14 protein-coding genes, 2 tRNA genes and 3 rRNA genes are annotated in these 22,136 nt (G+C 46.7%); 5 read left to right on the top strand and 14 right to left on the bottom strand.

The features are described 5' to 3' along the window. Genes DESOR_RS09310 through eutS form a run of 3 tightly spaced genes read right to left on the bottom strand, consistent with a single transcriptional unit; the run spans window position 1 to window position 2,191 of the window. Window positions 1-1,422: a sensor histidine kinase gene (locus tag DESOR_RS09310; RefSeq protein ID WP_014184344.1), complete on the bottom strand. Its 1,422-nt coding sequence runs from the start codon at window positions 1,420-1,422 to the stop codon at window positions 1-3. After that, complete coding sequence (locus DESOR_RS09305; RefSeq protein WP_014184343.1) at window positions 1,403-1,852, bottom strand: EutP/PduV family microcompartment system protein; 450 nt, start codon at window positions 1,850-1,852, stop codon at window positions 1,403-1,405. The genes DESOR_RS09310 and DESOR_RS09305 overlap by 20 nt, the downstream gene beginning before the upstream one ends. After that, entirely contained in the window at window positions 1,853-2,191 is a 339-nt protein-coding gene (gene eutS / locus DESOR_RS09300; RefSeq protein ID WP_014184342.1) for an ethanolamine utilization microcompartment protein EutS, read from the bottom strand. It lies immediately after the preceding gene. A 283-nt stretch (window positions 2,192-2,474) separates the two neighbouring features. Here eutS and DESOR_RS09295 point away from each other — a divergent pair, with 283 nt between their 5' ends. Both DESOR_RS09295 and DESOR_RS09290 read left to right on the top strand, forming a co-directional pair. After that, window positions 2,475-3,887, top strand: a complete 1,413-nt coding sequence (locus DESOR_RS09295) for an SLC13 family permease (RefSeq protein WP_014184341.1) — start codon at window positions 2,475-2,477, stop codon at window positions 3,885-3,887. 82 nt (window positions 3,888-3,969) lie between these two features. Continuing rightward, the gene (locus tag DESOR_RS09290; RefSeq protein ID WP_052304283.1) at window positions 3,970-4,218 is read left to right on the top strand and encodes a hypothetical protein; all 249 of its coding nucleotides are present in this window, start codon (window positions 3,970-3,972) and stop codon (window positions 4,216-4,218) included. A 68-nt stretch (window positions 4,219-4,286) separates the two neighbouring features. On the opposite strand, the gene DESOR_RS09285 is transcribed toward DESOR_RS09290, so the two are convergent. Next, window positions 4,287-4,493 carry a hypothetical protein gene (locus DESOR_RS09285; protein ID WP_014184340.1) on the bottom strand — a complete coding sequence of 69 codons (207 nt, stop codon included), beginning with the start codon at window positions 4,491-4,493 and terminating at the stop codon, window positions 4,287-4,289. Window positions 4,494-4,753: 260 nt separating this feature from the next. Here DESOR_RS09285 and DESOR_RS29310 point away from each other — a divergent pair, with 260 nt between their 5' ends. Beyond that, the gene (locus tag DESOR_RS29310) at window positions 4,754-5,002 is read left to right on the top strand and encodes a hypothetical protein (protein ID WP_014184339.1); all 249 of its coding nucleotides are present in this window, start codon (window positions 4,754-4,756) and stop codon (window positions 5,000-5,002) included. 517 nt (window positions 5,003-5,519) lie between these two features. On the opposite strand, the gene rrf is transcribed toward DESOR_RS29310, so the two are convergent. The 8 genes from rrf to DESOR_RS09240 form a co-directional block, all read right to left on the bottom strand. Next, window positions 5,520-5,635: ribosomal RNA gene (rrf, locus tag DESOR_RS09275) — 5S ribosomal RNA — on the bottom strand. Between the two features lie 117 nt (window positions 5,636-5,752). Then, window positions 5,753-8,666: ribosomal RNA gene (locus DESOR_RS09270) — 23S ribosomal RNA — on the bottom strand. A gap of 131 nt (window positions 8,667-8,797) precedes the next feature. Then, window positions 8,798-8,873, bottom strand: a tRNA-Ala gene (locus DESOR_RS09265). 5 nt (window positions 8,874-8,878) lie between these two features. Continuing rightward, window positions 8,879-8,955 (bottom strand) — tRNA-Ile (locus tag DESOR_RS09260). A gap of 271 nt (window positions 8,956-9,226) precedes the next feature. After that, a 16S ribosomal RNA gene (locus DESOR_RS09255) occupies window positions 9,227-10,792 on the bottom strand. The 16S, 23S and 5S rRNA genes sit together here with 2 tRNA genes alongside, the layout of an rRNA operon. A gap of 331 nt (window positions 10,793-11,123) precedes the next feature. Next, on the bottom strand, window positions 11,124-11,399 hold the full coding sequence (locus DESOR_RS09250) for a hypothetical protein (RefSeq protein WP_014184338.1): 276 nt from the start codon (window positions 11,397-11,399) through the stop codon (window positions 11,124-11,126). Window positions 11,400-11,493: 94 nt separating this feature from the next. After that, complete coding sequence (gyrA, locus tag DESOR_RS09245; RefSeq protein ID WP_014184337.1) at window positions 11,494-13,911, bottom strand: DNA gyrase subunit A; 2,418 nt, start codon at window positions 13,909-13,911, stop codon at window positions 11,494-11,496. A 20-nt stretch (window positions 13,912-13,931) separates the two neighbouring features. Beyond that, window positions 13,932-15,845, bottom strand: a complete 1,914-nt coding sequence (locus DESOR_RS09240; RefSeq protein ID WP_014184336.1) for a DNA gyrase/topoisomerase IV subunit B — start codon at window positions 15,843-15,845, stop codon at window positions 13,932-13,934. Between the two features lie 219 nt (window positions 15,846-16,064). On the opposite strand from DESOR_RS09240, the gene DESOR_RS09235 reads away from it, so the two are divergent. Together DESOR_RS09235 and DESOR_RS09230 are read left to right on the top strand one after the other, a co-directional pair. After that, window positions 16,065-16,760, top strand: a complete 696-nt coding sequence (locus tag DESOR_RS09235; RefSeq protein WP_014184335.1) for a hypothetical protein — start codon at window positions 16,065-16,067, stop codon at window positions 16,758-16,760. Window positions 16,761-16,925: 165 nt separating this feature from the next. Then, the gene (locus tag DESOR_RS09230; protein ID WP_014184334.1) at window positions 16,926-18,497 is read left to right on the top strand and encodes a ClC family H(+)/Cl(-) exchange transporter; all 1,572 of its coding nucleotides are present in this window, start codon (window positions 16,926-16,928) and stop codon (window positions 18,495-18,497) included. A 380-nt stretch (window positions 18,498-18,877) separates the two neighbouring features. On the opposite strand, the gene DESOR_RS09225 is transcribed toward DESOR_RS09230, so the two are convergent. Together DESOR_RS09225 and DESOR_RS09220 are read right to left on the bottom strand one after the other, a co-directional pair. Continuing rightward, complete coding sequence (locus tag DESOR_RS09225) at window positions 18,878-19,984, bottom strand: 4Fe-4S binding protein (RefSeq protein WP_014184333.1); 1,107 nt, start codon at window positions 19,982-19,984, stop codon at window positions 18,878-18,880. 33 nt (window positions 19,985-20,017) lie between these two features. Then, the gene (locus DESOR_RS09220) at window positions 20,018-22,030 is read right to left on the bottom strand and encodes an oxidoreductase (protein ID WP_014184332.1); all 2,013 of its coding nucleotides are present in this window, start codon (window positions 22,028-22,030) and stop codon (window positions 20,018-20,020) included. Between the last annotated feature and the right edge of the window lie 106 nt (window positions 22,031-22,136).

The following is a 22,136-nucleotide window of genomic DNA, read 5'->3' as shown; positions in this document are numbered from 1 at the left end:
CTAACTATGTTTTGGAAAGCTAACTGATGCAACTGTCATACCATTCAATCGTTCCATTCTAAACTCTCCGCCTAATTGATCTTCCACAAGGGAATCCACGATTTGCAAACCCAAGCGACGTTGTTTGGTTTTATCAAAAGGCACCTCAGGTTCAGGGCCATTATCTTTTACGGATAAGTGAATATATCCTTTTTTCTCAATAATATCAATTAAAATAATGCCGTTTTCTAAAGACCGGACCCCATGCTTAAAACAGTTAGTCAGCAGCTCATTAATGACCAAGGCCAGAGGAACTGCTTTAGTACTGGGCAGCTGCAGGTTTTGACCATTGACATGAGCCTCGATTTTTTGTTCAGGGGACATGGAACTATCTAATAATGCCTTTAAGATACGCTGGGAAAGGTCTTTCAAATCAACAGAATCACAGTTCTGGCAAGCAAAGACATCATGGACCATTGCAATGGAAATAATTCGATTAATACTTGCCGAAAATTCCGCTTTGACAATATCTAAATCGGAACGCCGCATCTGTAAGCGAAGCAAAGCCGCAACGTTTTGGAGATTATTTTTAACCCGGTGGTGAATCTCCCTGATAATCGTGCTTTTCGCATTAAGCTCCTCTTCTTTTTTGCGCAGATCTGTTATATCTCTAAAGGATATAACACAGCCGCTTAAATCTCCATAGGTTACAAGAGGATAGGCCTCAAAAAGATAACTTTTATTGAGAATACAAACCTCCGTGGGATTTTCCAGCAAATCCAGCAATTCCTGTAATGTGCTGCAGTTAAACATGGTGAAGAGAAATTCTTGTCCTAAAGCCTCAAAGCCATGATACTCCTGGTACACTTCAGCGGCTTTTTTGTTGACGTAGGTGATTTTGCTGTGCTTATTTAAGACAAAAATCCCATTCCCAACCCAATTTTCAAATTGAGAACCCGTCATGGACAGGTACATCAGGGTATTGCTTAAGCGCTCAGCAGTTTGAGTCAAAAACTCCACTTGCTCTTCTTGCCGCAATTCCTCGGAAATATCCCGTTCCATGATCAACGTTCCGATTACATCATTGGCGGGATTGCGAATAGCAACAACCGTCTGGGCAATAGGAATCCCCTCTTGACTCACTCCCCGGATATTACGACAGGTTTCTCCCGTCTTTAACGTCCGGTAAACCGCCGGCTCGCTGGTAGCCAAAGCCATTTCGCCGACAACACTATGATTATACAAAGAACGTTTCTCAGGAGGAGCCCAAGCCAGCACCACCGCATCACTCCCGTCCTTCAGAGGAGCATCTATAAAAATATCTGTCTCCGTCAGCAATGAAGTATTGGGGATCTGCAAAGCCATGGTCTCTAAGATTTTAATGTCCTCTTCCGTGAGGTTAGTGTATTCAACACATAAGTCCTTAACCCTTGCCAGATCCATTCAAGGCCTCCAATCGCCTGCGTAAAGGTGCAACTCCTTCCCCATTCATGACTGACGTTGGGTAAAAGGGTTCTTCGATGCCTGCATAATGAAGAAAAGTACGGGCTTGTTTAATATCGGCATTGGCCAGATCCACTTTGGTGATAACCCCGATAATCGGCTTGCGAAAAACCTTGGAAAACTTGGGAGGGTAGAAGGTTCTCTGTTTCGTTGCATCCTGGAGGGCCCAGATTTCCGAGACTTGGTGGCTGGCATCGATTAAGACGTGATAAAAACGAGGAATCTCCAGGTATTCGCCGGGACAATCAATAAAGGTATGGGTAAAATCAATCATCTGAGTTTTTTGATAGCTCAATTGCTCATCCATAAGCATTTGCTTTAATGAGGTCTTACCGGCCCCGATGCCTCCAATTAGAAGTATTCTGCCCATTTAACTTCTTGTCACCTCAGTTGAGGAGAACCCTAAAATGTTGACAAGGGTACTGACGGCTGCTTTGATAGCTGCCTCAACGCTGGAGACATCACCGGTTATCACTAAGGATCCTGTGAAACGATCTAAAAAACCCAGTTCGATATCCCCGGCTTTACTGGCCGCATCCGCTGCAATAATCGCTGCCTCACTCGGTGTGATCGTCATGATACCAATAGCTCCTGAGGTTACAATCCCTAATCTCTCATGAATATCCCCTTGAGGGTTGGGGATAATGTGGGCCATTGTCACTTGTTTTCCTGGAACATATTCTTGAATGACACGCTGCTTTTCAGCCAAGCTAAACACCACCACTTCTATAATCTATAAAAACTAAAAGGAGTATTTTCGTCAAAAAATGGCAAAGTCCTTCTTTAATCCGGCATTGCTTTTTCTCGAAAATAAATCTATGACATTTATTTCGACAAAACTTTTAACATCCCTTTAATCCGAGCTTAAAGTATTCATATTATTTAGTCAAAACCTTAGGAAAACAATATGATCAAAATAGCTAAAGGCCAGTAATAAGTGGTAGAATATACTTTATATTTTGAATTTTCTGTTGGTTAGAAGGTATTGGCTTATGACAAACAGACAGGACAGGACTAAAACAAGAGTGTATATGGAGATATTAGTCCCTTGCGCAATCTTTATTGTCATTATTTTTGCGCTTCCCACGGACCTGGCCTGGTCACTGCGGGCTACTATTGGCATAACCGCTGCCTCGGTCTGTTTATGGGTGCTGGAACCAATCCCCCTGGCCCTTACTTCACTCCTGGTCATTGCAGCTTTACCCATTCTTAATGCAGCCCCCCTGGATACGGCCTTAATTGGCTTTTCTAACGGGTCAACATTCCTGATCATGGCGGGCTTTATGATGTCCCAAGGAGTGAACAGCACTAACCTTGGCAAACGTTTTGCCAACTATTCTTTGATCCGCTTCGGAGGCAGTGTCCAGAGCATTTTACTGGGAGTATTATTAGCTCCCCAATTATTGAGTTTCTTTATCCCCGGTACAGCCGTAAGGACTACTCTCCTCCTGCCTGCAGTTCTGGCTGTCATTCGTTCCATGAAACTCTCTCCGCAGTCCAATACAGCTAAGCTGTTAATCCTTGGGCTTACTTTTGGTGCAAGTATTAGTGGTGTGGGTATTTTGCCTGCCTCTCTGGCCAATGTCTTAACAGCGGATTTATTGAGAAATATTTTAGGAGAAAATATCTACTATTTCACTTGGTTAAAAATCACTTGGCCCGTGTGGTTATTCATGATCCCTATTACCTGGCTGATTCTTCCGAAGTTGTTTCCTCCTGAAGCTAAAAAATTAGATATTGATCCCCTGCGCCGGGAACTCAAAGAATTAGGCCCCTTGTCCACCTCAGAAAATAAATGTCTCATAATCCTGGCAGTAACCGTCTGCCTTTGGATGACGGAATCATTTCATCAGCTTCCGACTGCAGTACCGGCAATTCTGGCTACGGTGCTCATGGGCCTGCCGGGTATTGGATTCGTAAATTGGGATAAATTAAAAGAGATTGAATGGGGTACGATTATTATGATAGGCGGAAGTTTGTCCATGGCTTCTGCCTTAAATACCTCCGGAGCCTCGGCTTACCTGGCAGGGAAATTGCTGTCCTTTCCGGGATTGGAGGCGGGGTTATCCCATCCTCTTCTGATCGTTGCTTTGCTCATTTTACTTACTCATTTTTACCACTTGATTGTTACAAATATTCCTGCCGTAGTATTAACCTTAATACCCGTCATGCTGCAAATTGCTTTGAAACTCGATTTAAATCCTCTCTTAGTGGCCATAACCATCAACCTGGCCACCTTATTTGGATTTCTGCTTATCATTCAAACCCTGCCCAGTGTAGTAACCTATACAACGGGCATCTATACCTCAAAAGAAATGCTGCGGGCAGGGCTGTGGCTGACCTTCTCTTCTGCCATAGTCATGATTGGGACGGCCTTTTTATGGTGGCCGCTCATAGGACTTTAACTACCCAATTCCAATTCTTTTACTTTTAGAAAAACAATATTTCAATGTGCATTGGGTCTCTGATCGATACCTGTCCAGCACAATGTTTATTTTTGTTTATCAGTTGATTGAAGCCTTCATTGTCGTTTTTTTCGTAGGGGTTCTTGATAAATGGTATTGGAAAACTGTCCCATTGATCATGGTTCCTGCCGGAGATTATTTAATGTTGAAATTGAATATCCTCGTTTTGCAGGACGGATGGAATCAATATTATTCAATCGCAGTATCTTTGGCCAGCTTGTTAGTTTTTATCATAATCGAAAAGTATACTTTACTTCCCGTTAAACGTTAAATATCTGTAAGCTCTCTCATAATTGTCAAGGAGAACTTACAGATATTTTATCAACGGTTAGGTATTTATTAAATTACTCTTAAATCATCAGGATCATAGGCAAACTCGTGAGGCACAAGATCTAAACGTGCTACAACAAAGTCACCATTTTCATCACGATCAAGTCTAACTACCGTTCCCCGGCAATGATTAAAGGTTTCAATTCGGTCTCCCACTTTAAACTTAAGTCTCTTTTGAAAAGTGGAGCTTCTAAATTCGCGCTTTTGTGTTAACATACGACATCTACCTCCTTATAATGACATATTATTTTGTTGTGATTTTTTTCCCTAATGAGTTTAAAAAAAACTACAAAATCAAAATTATAACTAAAATTTATCCAAGAATTTTAATTATGATTTATCAAAATTTACTGTTTATGAAACTATTTTAATACAAATTTCTGAAAATAACAAATACATATTAGTTTGATGGGGCATAAATTTTAGTTATACTGTCATTAAAGAAAGAACAATGACGAATTCGCATCCAGGATAATATGAAAATTGTCAGAAATAGTCTCTCCTTTGTTTGCTGCCTCCCGGGCTTAAATCAGCTATCTAAAAATCAAAGGTTTATACTTTCGTGTATAAGATTCAACAATGAAATAGGGGCTTGTACCAAGAATCTTACGCGCGTAAGATTCTTGGTACAAGCCCTCGCTTTTTCCGGCAACGTCTTTGAGGTTTTTTTTGAGATTCTGACCTTAGCCAATGAAGAAGAGTTTTCCATTAATGATGAATATTAGGGGACACAGCGGTGTCTACAAAGTTCATGTTTAGGGCGATCGAGGGGTGTTTTTACCCCTTCGATCTATGTATAATGGTCTTAGGTGATTATGATGAAATCTTTTCTCTGGACAATGATTTTAGGAACAATATTTTGGTGTGTGTATGTTATTCTTGCTCAAAGCTTTACTTTATTAGCGAAAAAACATAATCATTATATAGTTTTTATCTTATTTATATTTACTCTGGTAATAATAATTAAGTTCATTGCATTTGTTATTAGAAAGCTTTTAGAAATAAGAAATAAGATATAGGTTAAAAGAATAAGGGATAGTTTTTAAAATAGTTTTGGGGTGTTTCTAGAGCTGATTAAAAAATCCGGCTATTTGGGGGCTTACTAATCTAGATTAGTAAGCCCCCAAATAGCCGAATTTTCTACTAGGGTACTCAGTAAAACCCCGACTCCCCAAATTCACGCACTTTCAGTATTATAAAACACAGAGAGACTACCTCGTTAGAGATAGTCTCTCGCTTGTTACCTGGCAACGTCCTGCTTTCCCAGGGGCTATGCCCCAAGTATCATCGGCCCTGAAGGTCTTAACTTCCGTGTTCGGTATGGGAACGGGTGGAACCCCTCCGGCATTATCACCAGATGTCTGAGATCTTCGCTTTCCTTTGGATGGATCGCTATTCTCTCAAAACTGCATAGATCTTCGCTTTTGCAAGTATTATCTTTGAACCTGAACCACTCAAACCTTTTTCGCAACTCTTAGGTCAAGCCCTCGACCGATTAGTACCAGTCAGCTCCACACGTCACCGCGCTTCCACACCTGGCCTATCTACCTGATCTTCCTTCAGGGGTCTTACCGAGCTTATTGCTCGTGGGAAATCTCATCTTGAGGCCGGTTTCGCGCTTAGATGCTTTCAGCGCTTATCCGATCCGAATATAGCTACCCAGCTGTGCCTCTGGCGAAACAACTGGTACACCAGGGATTCGTCCATCCCGGTCCTCTCGTACTAGGGACAGATCCTCTCAAATTTCCTGCGCCTGCGACGGATAGGGACCGAACTGTCTCACGACGTTCTGAACCCAGCTCACGTACCGCTTTAATGGGCGAACAGCCCAACCCTTGGGACCTACTACAGCCCCAGGATGCGATGAGCCGACATCGAGGTGCCAAACCTCCCCGTCGATATGGACTCTTGGGGGAGATAAGCCTGTTATCCCCAGGGTAGCTTTTATCCGTTGAGCGATGGCCCTTCCACTCGGTACCACCGGATCACTAAGCCCGACTTTCGTCCCTGCTCGACTTGTTGGTCTCGCAGTCAAGCTCCCTTTTGCCTTTACACTCTGCGCGCGATTTCCAACCGCGCTGAGGGAACCTTTGGGCGCCTCCGTTACTCTTTAGGAGGCGACCGCCCCAGTCAAACTGCCCACCTGATACTGTCCCTAACCCCGATTCAGGGGCCCAGGTTAGAATTTCAGTACAAAAAGAGTGGTATCCCACCGTCGACTCCACCAAGGCTGGCGCCCTAGCTTCTTAGTCTCCCACCTATCCTGTACATTTTATACCAAAATCCAATGTCAAGCTGCAGTAAAGCTCCATGGGGTCTTTCTGTCCTGTCGCAGGTAACCCGCATCTTCACGGGTATTACAATTTCGCCGAGTCCCTCGTTGAGACAGTGTCCAGATCGTTACACCTTTCGTGCGGGTCAGAACTTACCTGACAAGGAATTTCGCTACCTTAGGACCGTTATAGTTACGGCCGCCGTTTACTGGGGCTTCAATTCAAAGCTTCGGGTTACCCCTAACCTCTCCTCTTAACCTTCCAGCACCGGGCAGGTGTCAGCCCCTATACATCTCCTTTCGGATTAGCAGGGACCTGTGTTTTTGTTAAACAGTCGCCTGGACCTTTTCTCTGCGGCTCTTATTGCTAAGAGCGCCCCTTCTCCCGAAGTTACGGGGCCATTTTGCCGAGTTCCTTAACGAGGGTTTTCTCGCGCGCCTTAGGTTTCTCACCCCATCTACCTGTGTCGGTTTACGGTACGGGCACCTAGTCACTCACTAGAGGCTTTTCTTGACAGCTTGGAGTTGGTTACTTCGCTACTTATGTTCGCTCCCCATCACGTCTCAGATTCTCGCAGGGCGGATTTGCCTGCCCTACATCCTACTCGCTTGGGCCAGCTCGACCAACGGCTGGCTTAACCTATCCTTCTGTGTCACCCCATTGCTCAAACATTTCTAGGTGGTACTGGAATTTCAACCAGTTGTCCATCACCTACGCCTTTCGGCCTCGGCTTAGGTCCCGACTTACCCTGGGCGGACGAGCCTTCCCCAGGAATCCTTAGATTTTCGGCGGGAAGGATTCTCACCTTCCTTTTCGCATACTCATACCGGCATTCTCACTTCTATCCACTCCACCAAACCTTCCAGTTTGACTTCTCTGCTGATAGAACGCTCCCCTACCCCTGCGCATGAAGCGCAAGCCATAGCTTCGGTGATACACTTGAGCCCCGTTACATTTTCGGCGCAGAACCACTCGACCAGTGAGCTATTACGCACTCTTTAAATGGTGGCTGCTTCTGAGCCAACATCCTGGTTGTCTGAGCAATTCCACATCCTTTCCCACTTAGTGTATACTTGGGGACCTTAGCTGATGGTCTGGGCTGTTTCCCTTTTGACTATGAATCTTATCACCCACAGTCTGACTCCCAATCTAAACATAACGGCATTCGGAGTTTGATAAGGTTCGGTAACCTGGTAAGGCCCCTAGCCTATTCAGTGCTCTACCGCCGTCATTCATCAATTGAGGCTAGCCCTAAAGCTATTTCGGGGAGAACCAGCTATCTCCGTGTTCGATTGGCATTTCACCCCTACCCACAGCTCATCCCCTGCCTTTTCAACGACAGTGAGTTCGGGCCTCCAGTGGGTTTTACCCCACCTTCACCCTGGCCATGGGTAGATCACACGGTTTCGGGTCTACAGCATGTAACTCTTCGCCCTTTTCAGACTCGCTTTCGCTTCGGCTCCGACTTCCCGTCTTAACCTCGCTACATACCGTAACTCGCCGGTTCATTCTACAAAAGGCACGCCACTACACCTTACGTGCTGTGACTGCTTGTAAGCGCACGGTTTCAGGTTCTTTTTCACTCCTCTTCCGAGGTGCTTTTCACCTTTCCCTCACGGTACTGGTTCGCTATCGGTCGCTAAGTAGTATTTAGCCTTGGGAGGTGGTCCTCCCTGCTTCCCACGGGGTTTCACGTGTCCCGCGGTACTCAGGATTCCCTCACAGAATGTTTTCCTTTCGTCTACAGGAGTGTTACCTTCTTTGCTCGACCTTTCCAGATCTGTTCGACTAGAAATCCATTCTTAAAAGAGGGTCCTACAACCCCAGCCCCCAAGGGGACTGGTTTGGGCTCTTCCCCGTTCGCTCGCCGCTACTTAGGGAATCGATGATTCTTTCTTTTCCTCCGGGTACTTAGATGTTTCAGTTCCCCGGGTTGTCTTCTGAAGCCTATGTATTCAGCTACAGATAACCGGACATGACTCCGGTTGGGTTGCCCCATTCGGGTATCCACGGATCAATACCTGCTTACGATTCCCCGTGGCATTTCGCTGTTAACCGCGCCCTTCTTCGACTCTTAGCGCCTAGGCATCCACCGTACGCCCTTAGTAGCTTGACCTATATTTGCTACTTTAGGTTTATTTGAATGGTCTGTGTTACCAGACTCTTCATTGTGAATTCTCGACTTTACTCGCATTTGCTTTTCTCTATGCAGTTTTCAAAGAACATTGCATTGACCCATAAACAAATTGGTGGAGGTAAGCGGGATCGAACCGCTGACCCCCTGCTTGCAAGGCAGGTGCTCTCCCAGCTGAGCTATACCCCCATTTATGGTGGGCCTAGATGGATTTGAACCATCGACCTCACGATTATCAGTCGTGCGCTCTGACCAACTGAGCTACAGGCCCTTACAGTCATTCGAATTTAATAGTCGGATCTAAAATTCCTTACTACTATATTCGAATTTCATGAATTTGTGAGTTTCCAGTAATCAATTTGGATTTCCTGGTCTCTCAAAACTAAACAACAGCTTCAATCCAATGAGTTGCCGATCCCTCGGCTTGAGTCTTACGACTCGTTATTGATCTTTTGGCAGCTCTGCCTTTCAGCTTCCCTAACCAAAAGCACCGACCAATAGGATGTTCGTTTAAAGCCGAAGCTCTAAACCGTTCTCCTTAGAAAGGAGGTGATCCAGCCGCACCTTCCGATACGGCTACCTTGTTACGACTTCACCCCAATCATCGGCCCCACCTTCGACGGCTAGCTCCCTTGCGGGTTACCCCACCGGCTTCGGGTGTTGCAGACTTTCGTGGTGTGACGGGCGGTGTGTACAAGGCCCGGGAACGTATTCACCGCAGTATGCTGACCTGCGATTACTAGCGATTCCGACTTCATGCAGGCGAGTTGCAGCCTGCAATCCGAACTGAGACCGGCTTTCTCGGATTGGCTTCACCTCGCGGCTTCGCTTCCGTCTGTACCGGCCATTGTAGCACGTGTGTAGCCCAGGACATAAGGGGCATGATGATTTGACGTCATCCCCACCTTCCTCCGGTTTGTCACCGGCAGTCTATCTAGAGTGCTCGACCTTACTCGTTAGCAACTAAATACAGGGGTTGCGCTCGTTGCGGGACTTAACCCAACATCTCACGACACGAGCTGACGACAACCATGCACCACCTGTCTCACAGCTCCCCGAAGGGCACCTCCATGTTTCCACGGAGTTCTGTGGATGTCAAGCCCTGGTAAGGTTCTTCGCGTTGCGTCGAATTAAACCACATGCTCCACCGCTTGTGCGGGCCCCCGTCAATTCCTTTGAGTTTCAACCTTGCGGCCGTACTCCCCAGGCGGAGTGCTTATTGTGTTAACTGCGGCACAGAAGGGGTCGATACCCTCTACACCTAGCACTCATCGTTTACGGCGTGGACTACCAGGGTATCTAATCCTGTTTGCTCCCCACGCTTTCGCGCCTCAGCGTCAGTTACAGTCCAGAAAGTCGCCTTCGCCACTGGTGTTCCTCCACATATCTACGCATTTCACCGCTACACGTGGAATTCCACTTTCCTCTCCTGTCCTCAAGATACCCAGTTTCCGATGCACTCTCAGGGTTGAGCCCTGATCTTTCACACCGGACTTAAGCATCCGCCTACGCGCCCTTTACGCCCAATAATTCCGGACAACGCTCGCCCCCTACGTATTACCGCGGCTGCTGGCACGTAGTTAGCCGGGGCTTCCTCCTTGGGTACCGTCATGTCTCCTCAATATTTTCAAAAAGACCGTTCTTCCCCAATGACAGTACTTTACAATCCGAAGACCTTCATCATACACGCGGCGTTGCTCCGTCAGACTTTCGTCCATTGCGGAAGATTCCCCACTGCTGCCTCCCGTAGGAGTCTGGGCCGTGTCTCAGTCCCAGTGTGGCCGTTCACCCTCTCAGGCCGGCTACTGATCGTCGCCTTGGTAGGCCTTTACCCCACCAACTAGCTAATCAGACGCGGGTCCATCCATAATCGATAGCATGTTCAGAGGCCATCTTTCCTTAAATCCTGATGCCAGAATCTAAGATTATCCGGTATTAGCCCTCGTTTCCAAGGGTTGTCCCGGCTTTATGGGCAGGTTACCCACGCGTTACTCACCCGTCCGCCACTAAGAATTGTCTAAGCAAGCTTATTCAATTCTCCGTTCGACTTGCATGTGTTAGGCACGCCGCCAGCGTTCGTCCTGAGCCAGGATCAAACTCTCCAAAAAAAGTTATTTCAAACTTCTTTTTAAAGAAGATGATTGACTCATGATTTATTTCGAACTCTTGCGAGTTCTCTCATTGGCTGTCCTTGTTGTTTAGTTTTCAAAGACCATCGCCCGTTTGGGCCGGAATTATGTCGTAGCATTTCCAACTTCCGTTGTCAACACTATTTTTTTGATTTACAATTCGAGAACAATTCCCTCTTGCAAATCATTTCGCCATTTTGTGGCGCTCAGTAATAATACCATTTTCATTATTTCCTGTCAACAGATTTTTTAACGGATTTTTAGAAGATAATTTCTTAATAAATTATGCTGATAAAGAGGTTCCATGCCTTCACTGCTGCAAATATTTCTCATCTTGTTCGAAAGCAGCTTTGAAGTATTCATTGTTGATTATCTGCTGGATCATATCCTCTTTTTCATTCTCCGTATACTCGAAGTAGATCGGATTCAGGTCCCATTGATTTCTTCCAGGATAGTAACGCAGGTTAGCCCTTACCGTTTTCTCAGTCTGAGTACTTTCTTTAAACACCAAGGTTAAGGCGTAATTGTTAAAATGATATTCCTCATCATAAATTGAGCCGTTAACAATAACCTCAGATATATCCAAGTTCTTACCTCCTACATTTGTGCTCCTTTCTAATATTATGGTATGTCACTTAAATCATTATTCAAAATGATCTAAGTGACATAGGGATAACAGATTATACAATCCTAACCACATAATCGTTTAATAAAACAGGGACCCATTGGCTGCCGGCTTTGGTTCGAAGTTCTGTTTTTACATCCTTGATTTCTACCTTCGTAGCGGTGCCGTTTTCTTGAATGATATTTAAGCTATCATCCTCTTGAACAGCAGCAATTCCTACGACATACCCCGTACCAATGAGATCAACTTTACCCATAGCAATTCCTTTGCCGGCACGGCCTTGAGGTCTGTAGTCGTCTAATGATGTCCTTTTTAGGAATCCTCGCTGGGTAACCATCACTAAATCTCTGGAACTTTCCTCTTCCTTGGCTATCAGCAAGGCATCGGCAATCCCATCTCCGTTACCTAAGGTCATCCCCTTCACACCTCGGGATTTTCTGCCCATAGGATTAATCTCTGCCTCGGCGAATCGAATTCCCTGACCATTCTGAGCTGCCAGAAACAGCTCTCCCTCACCGTCACTGAGAAAAACTTTAACCACAGTGTCATCACCTTTAAGTCCCATGGCTTCTGAAGAGCGGGCATGGGCAAAATCACTCACAGGACTGCGCATAACCTGCCCTTCTTTGGTGACAAAAACAAAGCATAAATCCTCAGAATTATCTCTTAGCGGCAAAATGGATACTACCTTGTCTTCAGGAGACAAAGGGAAAAGATTTGTTAGGGGGCCGCCTTTATCCTTGTTTTTACCTTCCAGGACGGTTTTCGCCTTAATGGTGTAAAACTTTCCGGACCGGCTGAAGAAGTAGAGAGTATCCCGATTACTGCAGTTCAGCCGCAAATCCAAGGTATCCCCATCCTTGAAAGAGCAAACAAGTCCGGCATCTTTCCTGCCCCGGGTTGGCAGATCCGTCCGTTTAATAAAGCCCTGTGCTGTAAGCAGGACCTGAATAGGGCTTTCCGGCTCTTCCAGGGAGCTCAAATCAACCTGCTCTCTCATTTCTTCAGGCAAAATCAAGGTACGACGGTCATCCCCGAACTTATCCCCAATTTCTTTAAGTTCTTTTTTAATAATTTCGTAGACCTTGTTCACATCGGCCAGGATACTTTCATAATGGGCAATCAGCTTTAATACCTCGGCATGGTCGGCTTTAATGCTGTCTAATTCAAAATTCGTTAAGTTTTGCAATTTCATATCCAAAATAGCCTGGGCTTGGATCTCAGACAATTCGAAGCGGGTCATCAGCGCAGCCTTGGCCAGGGAAGGATTCTTGCTGCCTCGAATCAGGGCAATCACTTCATCCAGATTATTAATAGCAATAACCAAACCTTCCAGTATGTGAGCCCTAAGGCGGGCTTTTTCTAAATCGAATTCCGTCCGCTTCGTCACAACAATTCGGCGATGCTCAATAAAGGCGGCATTAATCTCTTTTAGCCCCAGGACTTTGGGAGTACCATTGGCCGTAATCACTAAATTAATAATTCCAAAAGTATCCTCCAGCTGGGTGTGTTTGTAAAGCAGGCGCAGGACCAGCAAAGGGTCAGCATCTTTCCGGCATTCCACAACCAAGCGTATGCCTTCCCTGTCTGACTCATCTCTGACATCACTGATTCCTTCAATTTTCCCTGAATCTGACAGGCTTCCTATTTTAGCCGCTAAGGTTGATTTGTTGACCTGGTAAGGAATCTCGGTAATCAAGATTTGGCTTTTGCCGTTCTTCCCCGGTTCAATAGCGGCTTTGCCCCGCATAGTTACTTTACCCCGGCCGGTTTTATAGGCACTGGTAATCCCTTCACTGCCAATAATTAAGCCTCCCGTGGGGAAATCCGGACCACTCACTTTCTCCATAAGCTCTTCAAGGGAAACCTCCGGGTCGTCAATTTGCTGGATTACACCGGCAATCACTTCCCGCAAATTATGAGGAGGAATATTGGACATCATGCCAACGGCAATCCCTGAGCCCCCGTTGACCAAAAGGTTGGGAAAGGGGCTGGGCAGGACCACTGGCTCCTTAAGGCGCTGGTCATAGTTTTCTTTAAATAGAACGGTATTTTTCTCAATGTCTTGGGTCATTAGCTGGGATAAGTGGGTCATTCTCATTTCTGTGTAGCGCATGGCCGCAGCATTATCCCCGTCGATTGAGCCAAAGTTTCCCTGTCCATCCACCATGGGATAGCGTGTTGCCCATGGCTGAGCCATGCGCACGGCTGCTTCATAGATTGAAGAATCCCCATGGGGATGGTATTTCCCCATGCAATCCCCCACTAACCTGGCTGACTTACTGTAGGGTTTGTCCGTATACATGCCGATTTCGTCCATGGAATATAAAATTCTGCGGTGAACCGGCTTAAGCCCATCCCGGACATCCGGAACAGCACGCTGTAAGATAACATGCTTGGAATAGCCTAAAAAAGACTCGGGCAAAACTTCCTCAAGGGGTCGCTGGATAATATTATCCTCTGTCATACTCATTGGGTCTGTCCTCCCCTAATCTACATATCTGCATCGGTAAATACAATATTTTCCATCATAAATTCACGCCTGGGCTCTACTTGCTCACTCATGAGAATCCTCAGCTTGCGTTCAGCTTCCAGGGCATCGTCGATGGTCACCTGAATCATGCGCCTGTGCACGGGATTTAAGGTTGTTTCCCAAAGCTGATCCGGGTTCATTTCACCCAGTCCTTTATAGCGGGAAATCTTGGCTGTCCTGCCCAGTTCTTTGAGTTCTTTTTTCAACTCATTGTCATCAAAGGCATAGCGCACAATTTTGCCCCGTTCTTTCTCGATTTTATATAAAGGAGATTGGGCTATAAAAACCCTGCCGTTCAAAATCAAAGGCTTCATATATCTATAGAAAAAGGTTAAGAGCAAACAGCGAATGTGGGCCCCGTCGATATCCGCATCCGTCATAATACAGACCCGGGCATAGTTGCCTTTTTCTAAATCAAATTCCTTGCCAATTCCCGAACCAACGGCGGAAATAATACTCCTGATTTCCTCATTTTCTAAAACCTTATCGATTTTGGCCCGGTACGTATTAATTACCTTACCCCGCAAAGGCAGAATAGCCTGAAACCTGCGGTCCCTGCCCATTTTGGCCGAACCCCCTGCGCTGTCTCCTTCAACTAAGAATAATTCATTGCGGGACTTGTCCTTCCCGCTGCAAGCAGCAAGTTTGCCGCTCAAGGCTTTAACTTCCGCATCCCGGGCTTTCTTTTTCAATTCCTTGGCTTTCTTGGCCGCAAGCCTTAACAGGCAGGTTGACAAGGTCCGGCTAATCACCTCTTTAGCAATGGCGGGACTTTTCTCAAAGAATTGACTAATACCTTCATTGGTCAGGGACTGAACGATACCCTCAACTTCCATATTGGAAAGTTTGGTTTTCGTCTGACCTTCAAATTGGGGATCTCTGATTTTCAGGGATAACACGCAGGTTAAACCGTCTTTTAAATCATCGCCGATGAGATTTTCATCTTTCTTAAATAAGTTGTTTTTGCGTCCGTAATTATTAAAAGCCTTGGTTAAGGCAGTTCTGAAGCCCGACTCATGAGTCCCGCCCTCATCCGTGGGAATATTGTTGACATAAGAGTGGAGAGATTCGTCATCCCCGTCATTGTATTGAATCGCACATTCCAGGAGGACATCATCTTTTTCACCTTTAAAATAGATGGGTTTTTTATGTACTGTTGAAAATCCCGATTCTCGATTTATATGCTCAACAAAACCGATAATCCCGTTTTTCGAAGCAAAGGTCTCGGTTTTTGTTTCCCCCCGGTTGTCGGTCAGGATGATGGTTAGGCCGCTGTTCAAATAAGATAGTTCCATCAGCCGGCTTCTTAAAGTGTCATATTTAAAAACCGTGGTTTCTTTAAAGATTAAGGGATCCGGCTTAAAGGTAACGCTGGTTCCTGTTCCCTTAATACTTTTCTTGACAACCGCCAAGTCGGACTTGAGCCGTCCTCCTTCCACGTACTCAACACGGTATAGCTTGCCGTTCCGTTTTATTTCAACGGTTAAATAAACACACAGGGCGTTAACAACACTGGCTCCCACGCCATGGAGTCCCCCCGAGGTTTTATAAACTTCTCCGCTGAATTTTCCCCCGGCGTGTAAGGTTTCAAAGGCTAAACGCACGGCACTGATTTGTTTGCCGGCATGTATATCTACGGGTATTCCCCGCCCGTTATCCTCAATGGTGATTGAACCATCGGGATTAATTGTAACGGAAATCTGGTCGCAAAAGCCTGCCCCTGCCTCATCTATGGCGTTGTCAATGATTTCATAAGCCAGATGATGGAGACCTTTGCTACCTGTTGAGCCAATATACATGCCGGGCCGTTTGCGCACTGCCTCTAACCCTTCTAAGACTTGAATGGAATCCGCATTATATTGCTTACCTGCCAAGAACAGTTCACATCCTTAATAACGATTATTTTAAAGGCCATCCGGCATAAGTACATTACCATCACTTGAGCCATTTTGTCTAGGGTTCTCCCAATTAGCTAACTTGTATGTCACCCAGGCGGCCTCACTGCTATAAGAATTACCTGACGATAATCAAAGTCAAGGTACAATTCACAAGTTTTACCCATATTTTAGAAGTAGGAGGTGGGCTTTACTTATATGGAAAAAAATTCTTATTCGCCTAATTGTATCATTCCTGGGTCAGAATTTAAACTTTCCAAAGAACCCCTTAATTTTGGAATTTCCATTTTCGATCCAGTTAGTTCTGTAGACGGAAGCCCCACGTTCTTTTTCTTACAGCCACTCTTAGCGGGAAAAGTATTTACTTCCGTATTAATTATAATCATCAGTCAAATCATATTGTTTATTTTCAACAGGTTTTGGGACTATAATCTGCCCCCCAGCAATAAACGTCTCGTCTTCTCACCAGAACAAACCGTCAGCATGTCTTTAAGTGACTTACAGAATTTCTTAGCTTCCATGGCAGGCAGCAAATCCCAGTCTTCTGCTAATCAACCCTCTTCTAATCAACCACCTTCCGGCCAAACCTCTCCGGACCAACCCCCCCCGGCTGGCCAAGAAGAAGGGGGAATAACCCCCGAAACACGAGAGATTCCCCTGATCCTCGCCCTAGCTGTCTGGGGTGATTTTCAAAATAAAGCCTATTCCCCCTCAGTGTTTCTTCTTTTTCCCATACTTGTCTTTCCTGGTGTGCGAGGAGCCTTGCCCATATTAATCTTAGAACTCCTGACAACGATTTTTGTAAGGGCCGTGGTCCCCCCTGAAACAACAGGAGCAAAACCGTTGAAGGCCCCGACTCCAGACCAAACAACAAATTTCGAAGGTTTTTATTAAAGAGTTCAATGTTGTAAACAATTTCACACTTTTTAACGTCTTAAGACTGCCAATTTAGATATTTACTTTACTTTGGCTGATAATTTACGTTATAATTTTATATAACGCTATAAATTACGACATTAAGTTTCTGCTTTTTGTGAAATCGTTAACGGGGGTAATACTTTGACGGGCAAGACATTTGACCATTTAATTCACTGGCGGGATTTTAAACTCAAAGTTTTTTTTGAAGGAATTTTGATTGGACTTTTTTCGGGTCTGATCATCGTCGCTTTTAGATACACTTTGGAGCGGGCAGAGTCTCTTCGAGAGCATTTCTACCATGCAAACATCGACCTAAGCTATAAAATCATAATCCTGATCCTGGGGCTCGTATTAATTGCCTTTTTCTTAAATATCATCGGCAAAAAAGAGCCACTGGTAAGCGGCAGCGGTATCCCCCAAGTAAAAGGGGTATTGATGGGGCACCTTAAAATCAAGTGGTTGAGAGTTCTCGTACTTAAGTTTATTGGCGGAATCCTGGCCATTGGTGCCGGTTTATCCTTAGGAAGGGAAGGTCCGTCCGTCCAAATCGGAGCCACCGTAGGGCAAGGAGTCAGCAGACTTCTGGGACGTTTGAAAATTGAGGAAAAGTTTTTAATAACCAGCGGAGCCAGCGCAGGTTTAGCTGCTGCCTTTAACGCTCCTTTGTCTGGTGTTATTTTTGCCGTGGAAGAACTCAACAAAAACTTTTCCCCAGCTATTCTGATGTCCACCGTTGCAGCTTCGTTGTCTGCGGATTTTGTTACCAAGCTTTTTTACGGCTCATCCTCAGCCTTCAACTTCCCTGAGCTCCCCATTCTGCCGGTTAGCTATTATTTTTATTTAATTGGTTTAGGTCTCATCATCGGCCTTTTCGGCGGTCTTTTTAACCGCTCATTGCTAAAAACCCTAGAACTGAAGGATAAACTTGAAAGTGTTCTTCCCAACACTGTGATTATTGCCAGCGTACTATTAATTTCCGGATTATTGGGATACCTTTTACCTCAAGTACTTGGCGGGGGCAACCAGCTGATTGACTCCTTAAACCAAAACTATTTCCCTGTTCGTTTACTCCTCCTTTTAGTATTGGTAAAGTTTTTCTTTACCCTCATAAGCTATGGCTCCGGTGTCCCGGGGGGCATTTTTTTACCCATCCTTGTTATCGGCGCTTTAACGGGAAATATTTATAACGATTTAATAGTACAAGTATTTCATGCTAGCCCGCATTTCAGCAATAACTTTATTGTCTTTGCCATGGCTGCATATTTTACGGCCGTTGTCAAAGCTCCCATCACCGGAAGCCTGCTGATTACGGAAATGACCGGCTCCTTCAGCCACCTTTGGGCCTTGATCACGGTTTCTACTGTAGCTTACCTGGCCAGTGATATTTTGAAAACGAAGCCGGTTTATGAAGCTCTCTATGACCGGATTCTAAGCAAAAAACAAAATCATAAAAAAGAAGAAGAAACCATGATCTTAATCGAGACAGTGGTTTGTTTAGGTTCAGAGATCAGCGGCAAATATGTTAAACATGTAGTTTGGCCGAAACATTGTCTGTTAGTCAATATTAAACGGGGAGACCAGGAAATCATCCCCCAAGGGGATACACAAATCTTCGCCGGAGACCAAATCTTTGCTCTCGTCAACAAGAACTATGCCCCTGAAATAGAGGAATCCCTTTGCTGCCTGGCTATGGAAATTGATCATGTGCCTTGATGCCCCCCTGTATGCAAGGAAATGTTATGCTGTCAGAGTAGACCCAACACCATCAGATGATGAAAAAGAGAACTCCCGGGTCGGGCGGCTCCGCCCACATCGCTCACCCAGCATTCCGAGGCTCGCCCACTCGCTGGCGTGGGAGCTCTGCCAAACCTCCGGGTAATACCTGAGGTGAACCACTGGCTCCGCTTCCCCACGCGAGCTTTGTGGGCTTTACCGCCTCTCCATGCAATGGGTTCACTCCTGTGGGTCGAAGCCGCCCTGGCTTTGGGGTCAACGGGTTTTTAGAATGTTTTGAGGCCTTTCGGTTCCTTTTTTAGAGTTGAACAACATAAAGCAAGCCTGTTTCCTTTTAATCGGAAACAGGCTTGTTCTTTTTATCGGCCTTTTTCTGTGGCGAAGCGTTTCATTTTTTCCTTGACATTTTCCGGGGGGATTAGGATTTCTTCACGGCGGATCATGGTTAGGGCGCCGCTGGGACAGGCGTCGGCACAAACGCCGCAGCCGATGCAGAGGTCTGAGTTTAGCACTGGAAGAGTTTCCCCGTCTGCCTGATCCGCCAGGGCAATGGCCTGGATCTGGCATTTCTCGGCACACAGGCCGCAGCTCACACAGTTCTCGGATTCCACTGCAGGAATGAAATTACTGGGATGAGTGGCGAAGATCTGCCGCTCATTAATACTGCGCAAAACTTTGCAGCAGCAGCCGCAGCAGCTGCATATATAGGTGGGCTTATTCAGGACATTATCGCAAAGATGCACCAGCCCTAATTCCTGGGTTTGTTTCAGTACTTCCAGGAGATCCTCTACCGTAGCAGGCTTGCCCAACCCCTTGCGGATAATCCATTCTGCCGCCCCTCCCAGGGACATACAGACTTCCAGGGGAGCATCACAGGCCTTGCCCAGGTGAGTTGCCTCATGGCGACAGGCGCAGGTGCTGATCGCACCGCCTCCGGCCTGGCGAATGATGCTGCTGGCCTTTTCGTAATCCAAAACCTCTGTTTCAACCGCCAAAGGGATGAGATTTTCATAAATCAGGGTGCGCATGACTTTCGTATCCATACCGGCGATTTCTTCCATGACCCCAGGACTGTGAAAATAAGTTTCAAAGAGCTCGGCCAGCTCTTTCAAGTCCAGATTGCTTCCCGTCCGCATAAAGGTGTATTCAAAAAATCCCACCAGCATAGGGGTTAGCATGTAGTAAAAAGTATCCTTGCGGGGAATATCCAGTACCAGCCCCTTATCTGACATGCCATCCAGGATGGGTTTCAGGGCGGACTCTTCAATGCCTGTTAACCCGGCAATTTTCGCCAGGGGCATGGGTATGGCGGCAAATTTGCTGCCCACCATAGCCTCACTTTCCGTATATAACTGCCGGAGGATGGCCATCAGGTGTTCATTAATGGGCGCTCCCTCGGGAGTTTTGCTTAAGCGCTGGGCCAGGGCTTCATAGATTTCTTCTTTGTTATTAACACTATGCCCCAAAGATATCCCCTCCTCTTCTCTTTATTTCTCTCGTTATTTTCTTCCCTCCAGATAGGCTTCATAAACGGCATCCAGGACTTTGCGGGGTTTGGCCGCATCCCCGATCACACTGACAGCTTCCAGCTTATCCTTCAAAGCCTCGTATAGCTCATTCCGGGAACCTGAACCCACTGCCAGGACGACGCTGTCCGCCGGGATGATTTTCTGCTGGCCGTCGGCGGCACTTTCCGCTACAACGCCGTCTTTGCGAATTTCCAGGACGGTGTGTTTATCCAGGCAAGTGACATTCCGTCGCTTAAGATCTGCTAGCATGGACCAGCGGGTACTGGCACCAATATCACGGCCGATGCCTTTTACCATCTCTAAAACAGTAATTCGTTTCCTGCCCTGTGTCAATAAGCGATGGAGCTCTTCGTCCGTTTCCGCATGCTGCTCCATGAGGAACTTCAAGGTTTCACTGTTAATGGTGCCGGCCTCCGCCAGGTACAAAGCTGTGTCCACACCTACCGCTCCGCCTCCGACAATCACCACATTGGAGCCGGTCTTTTTATACCCCAATAAGACATCCCAGGCTTGCAGGACTTCCACACCCTCTTCGATTTTGATGGCCGGGTTCAGGGGGCGGGCACCTGCGGCAATAACCACTTTCTCAAAGTCGCCCTTTTCCACAGCCTCTAAAATCTTCCCCGGAGTAGCCTGGACCTGGTATTCTATCTTCACCCCCAGCTCATTACAGGCTTTCCTCAGGTAGTCTCCAAAATAGAGGAAATCCTTGCGCCCGGGGGGTGCTGCTGCCAAAAACAGTTGCCCTCCTGCCTGGTCCTTTTCTTCCCAGATGGTGACCTTATGCCCCCTCAGGGCTGCTACCCGGGCGAACTCCAGGCCTGCCGAGCCGGCACCGATGACTAAGATTTTTTGAGGCTGGGAAGCAGGAGCGAGGGGACCAAGTTCTGCTTCTCTCCCGGCTTCGGCATTGACCAGACAGCTTACAGGCCTGAGGCGGAAGACACTGTCCAGGCAGCCTTGATTGCAGCCGATACAGGGACGGATATTTGAGGAATCCCCCTTATGAGCTTTGTTGGGGAATTCGGGGTCGGCCAGCAAAGGGCGGGCCAGGCCGACAAAGTCCGCCAGACCTTCAGCCAGAACGCTTTCCGCCAATTCCGGGGTGTTGATCCGGTTGCAGGAGATGACGGGAATGGAAACAGCCTGCCTGATGCCGTGAGCCAGGTAAGTATAAGCCCCGGGGGGCACGTTCATGGTCAATTGGGGAACCTGGGTTTCATGCCACCCGCCTGTGACATTCAGGGCATTGACCCCCGCCTTCTCTAGGGCCTGGCAAAAAATCCGGGATTCGGCGTTGGTATTGCTCCCCGGCACAAAATCATTCCCCGCCACTCGTACAATAATGGGAAACTCCGGACCCACTGCCTCACGGACAGCCTGCGCCACTTCCAGTCCAAAGGTCATGCGGGCCTGGAGGTCCCCGCCGTAACGGTCCGTCCGCTTGTTGGTTACCGGAGAGAGGAATTGAGAAATAAGATAACCGGCACTGGCCAGAATCTCCACACCGTCAAAGCCCGCGGTCTTCGCCCTTTGGGCGGCTTGGGCAAAGGAAGCGATAATCTCTTGAATTTTTTCTTCCGTCAGCTCTTCCGGCGTTTGCCCGGTGAGCCGGGAGGGAATGGCTGAGGGCGCTACAGAGGGCTTCCCGGTAAAGGCGGAATGAGCGTACCTGCCGGCTTGATATAACTGAGGTACGATTTTGGCCCCTTCGGCATGGACCGCCTCCACCAAACGCCGCAAGCCGGGTATGTAAGCGTCATCATCGATTTGGGTCATTCCGAAGGCATTGCCGATGCGGTCGATTCCGCATCCGCCGACAATAATTAAACCTACCCCGCCCCGGGCTCTGGCCCGGTAGAATTCAACCAGTTGATCTGTAACCTCCCCCATAGGGGTATAGCCCAGGTGCATAGGAGTCATGACGATGCGGTTGCGCAGCTGCAGAGTGCCGATTTGAGCGGGAGAAAAAAGCATTGACATAAACAAACCTCCTCTAACATGTTTCCTCATGAACATCTTCGTCGTGAATGTTTTCTCGTTAACTTTTTTTGAGAACATCTTCAGCAAAACACTTTCAGTCAATAGG

Origin of the sequence: Desulfosporosinus orientis DSM 765 (assembly GCF_000235605.1) — a bacterium.
GTDB classification, from domain to species: Bacteria; Bacillota; Desulfitobacteriia; order Desulfitobacteriales; family Desulfitobacteriaceae; genus Desulfosporosinus; species Desulfosporosinus orientis.
Note: the sequence above shows the minus strand (reverse complement) of the source record. Positions and strands in the feature narration are given on the sequence as shown.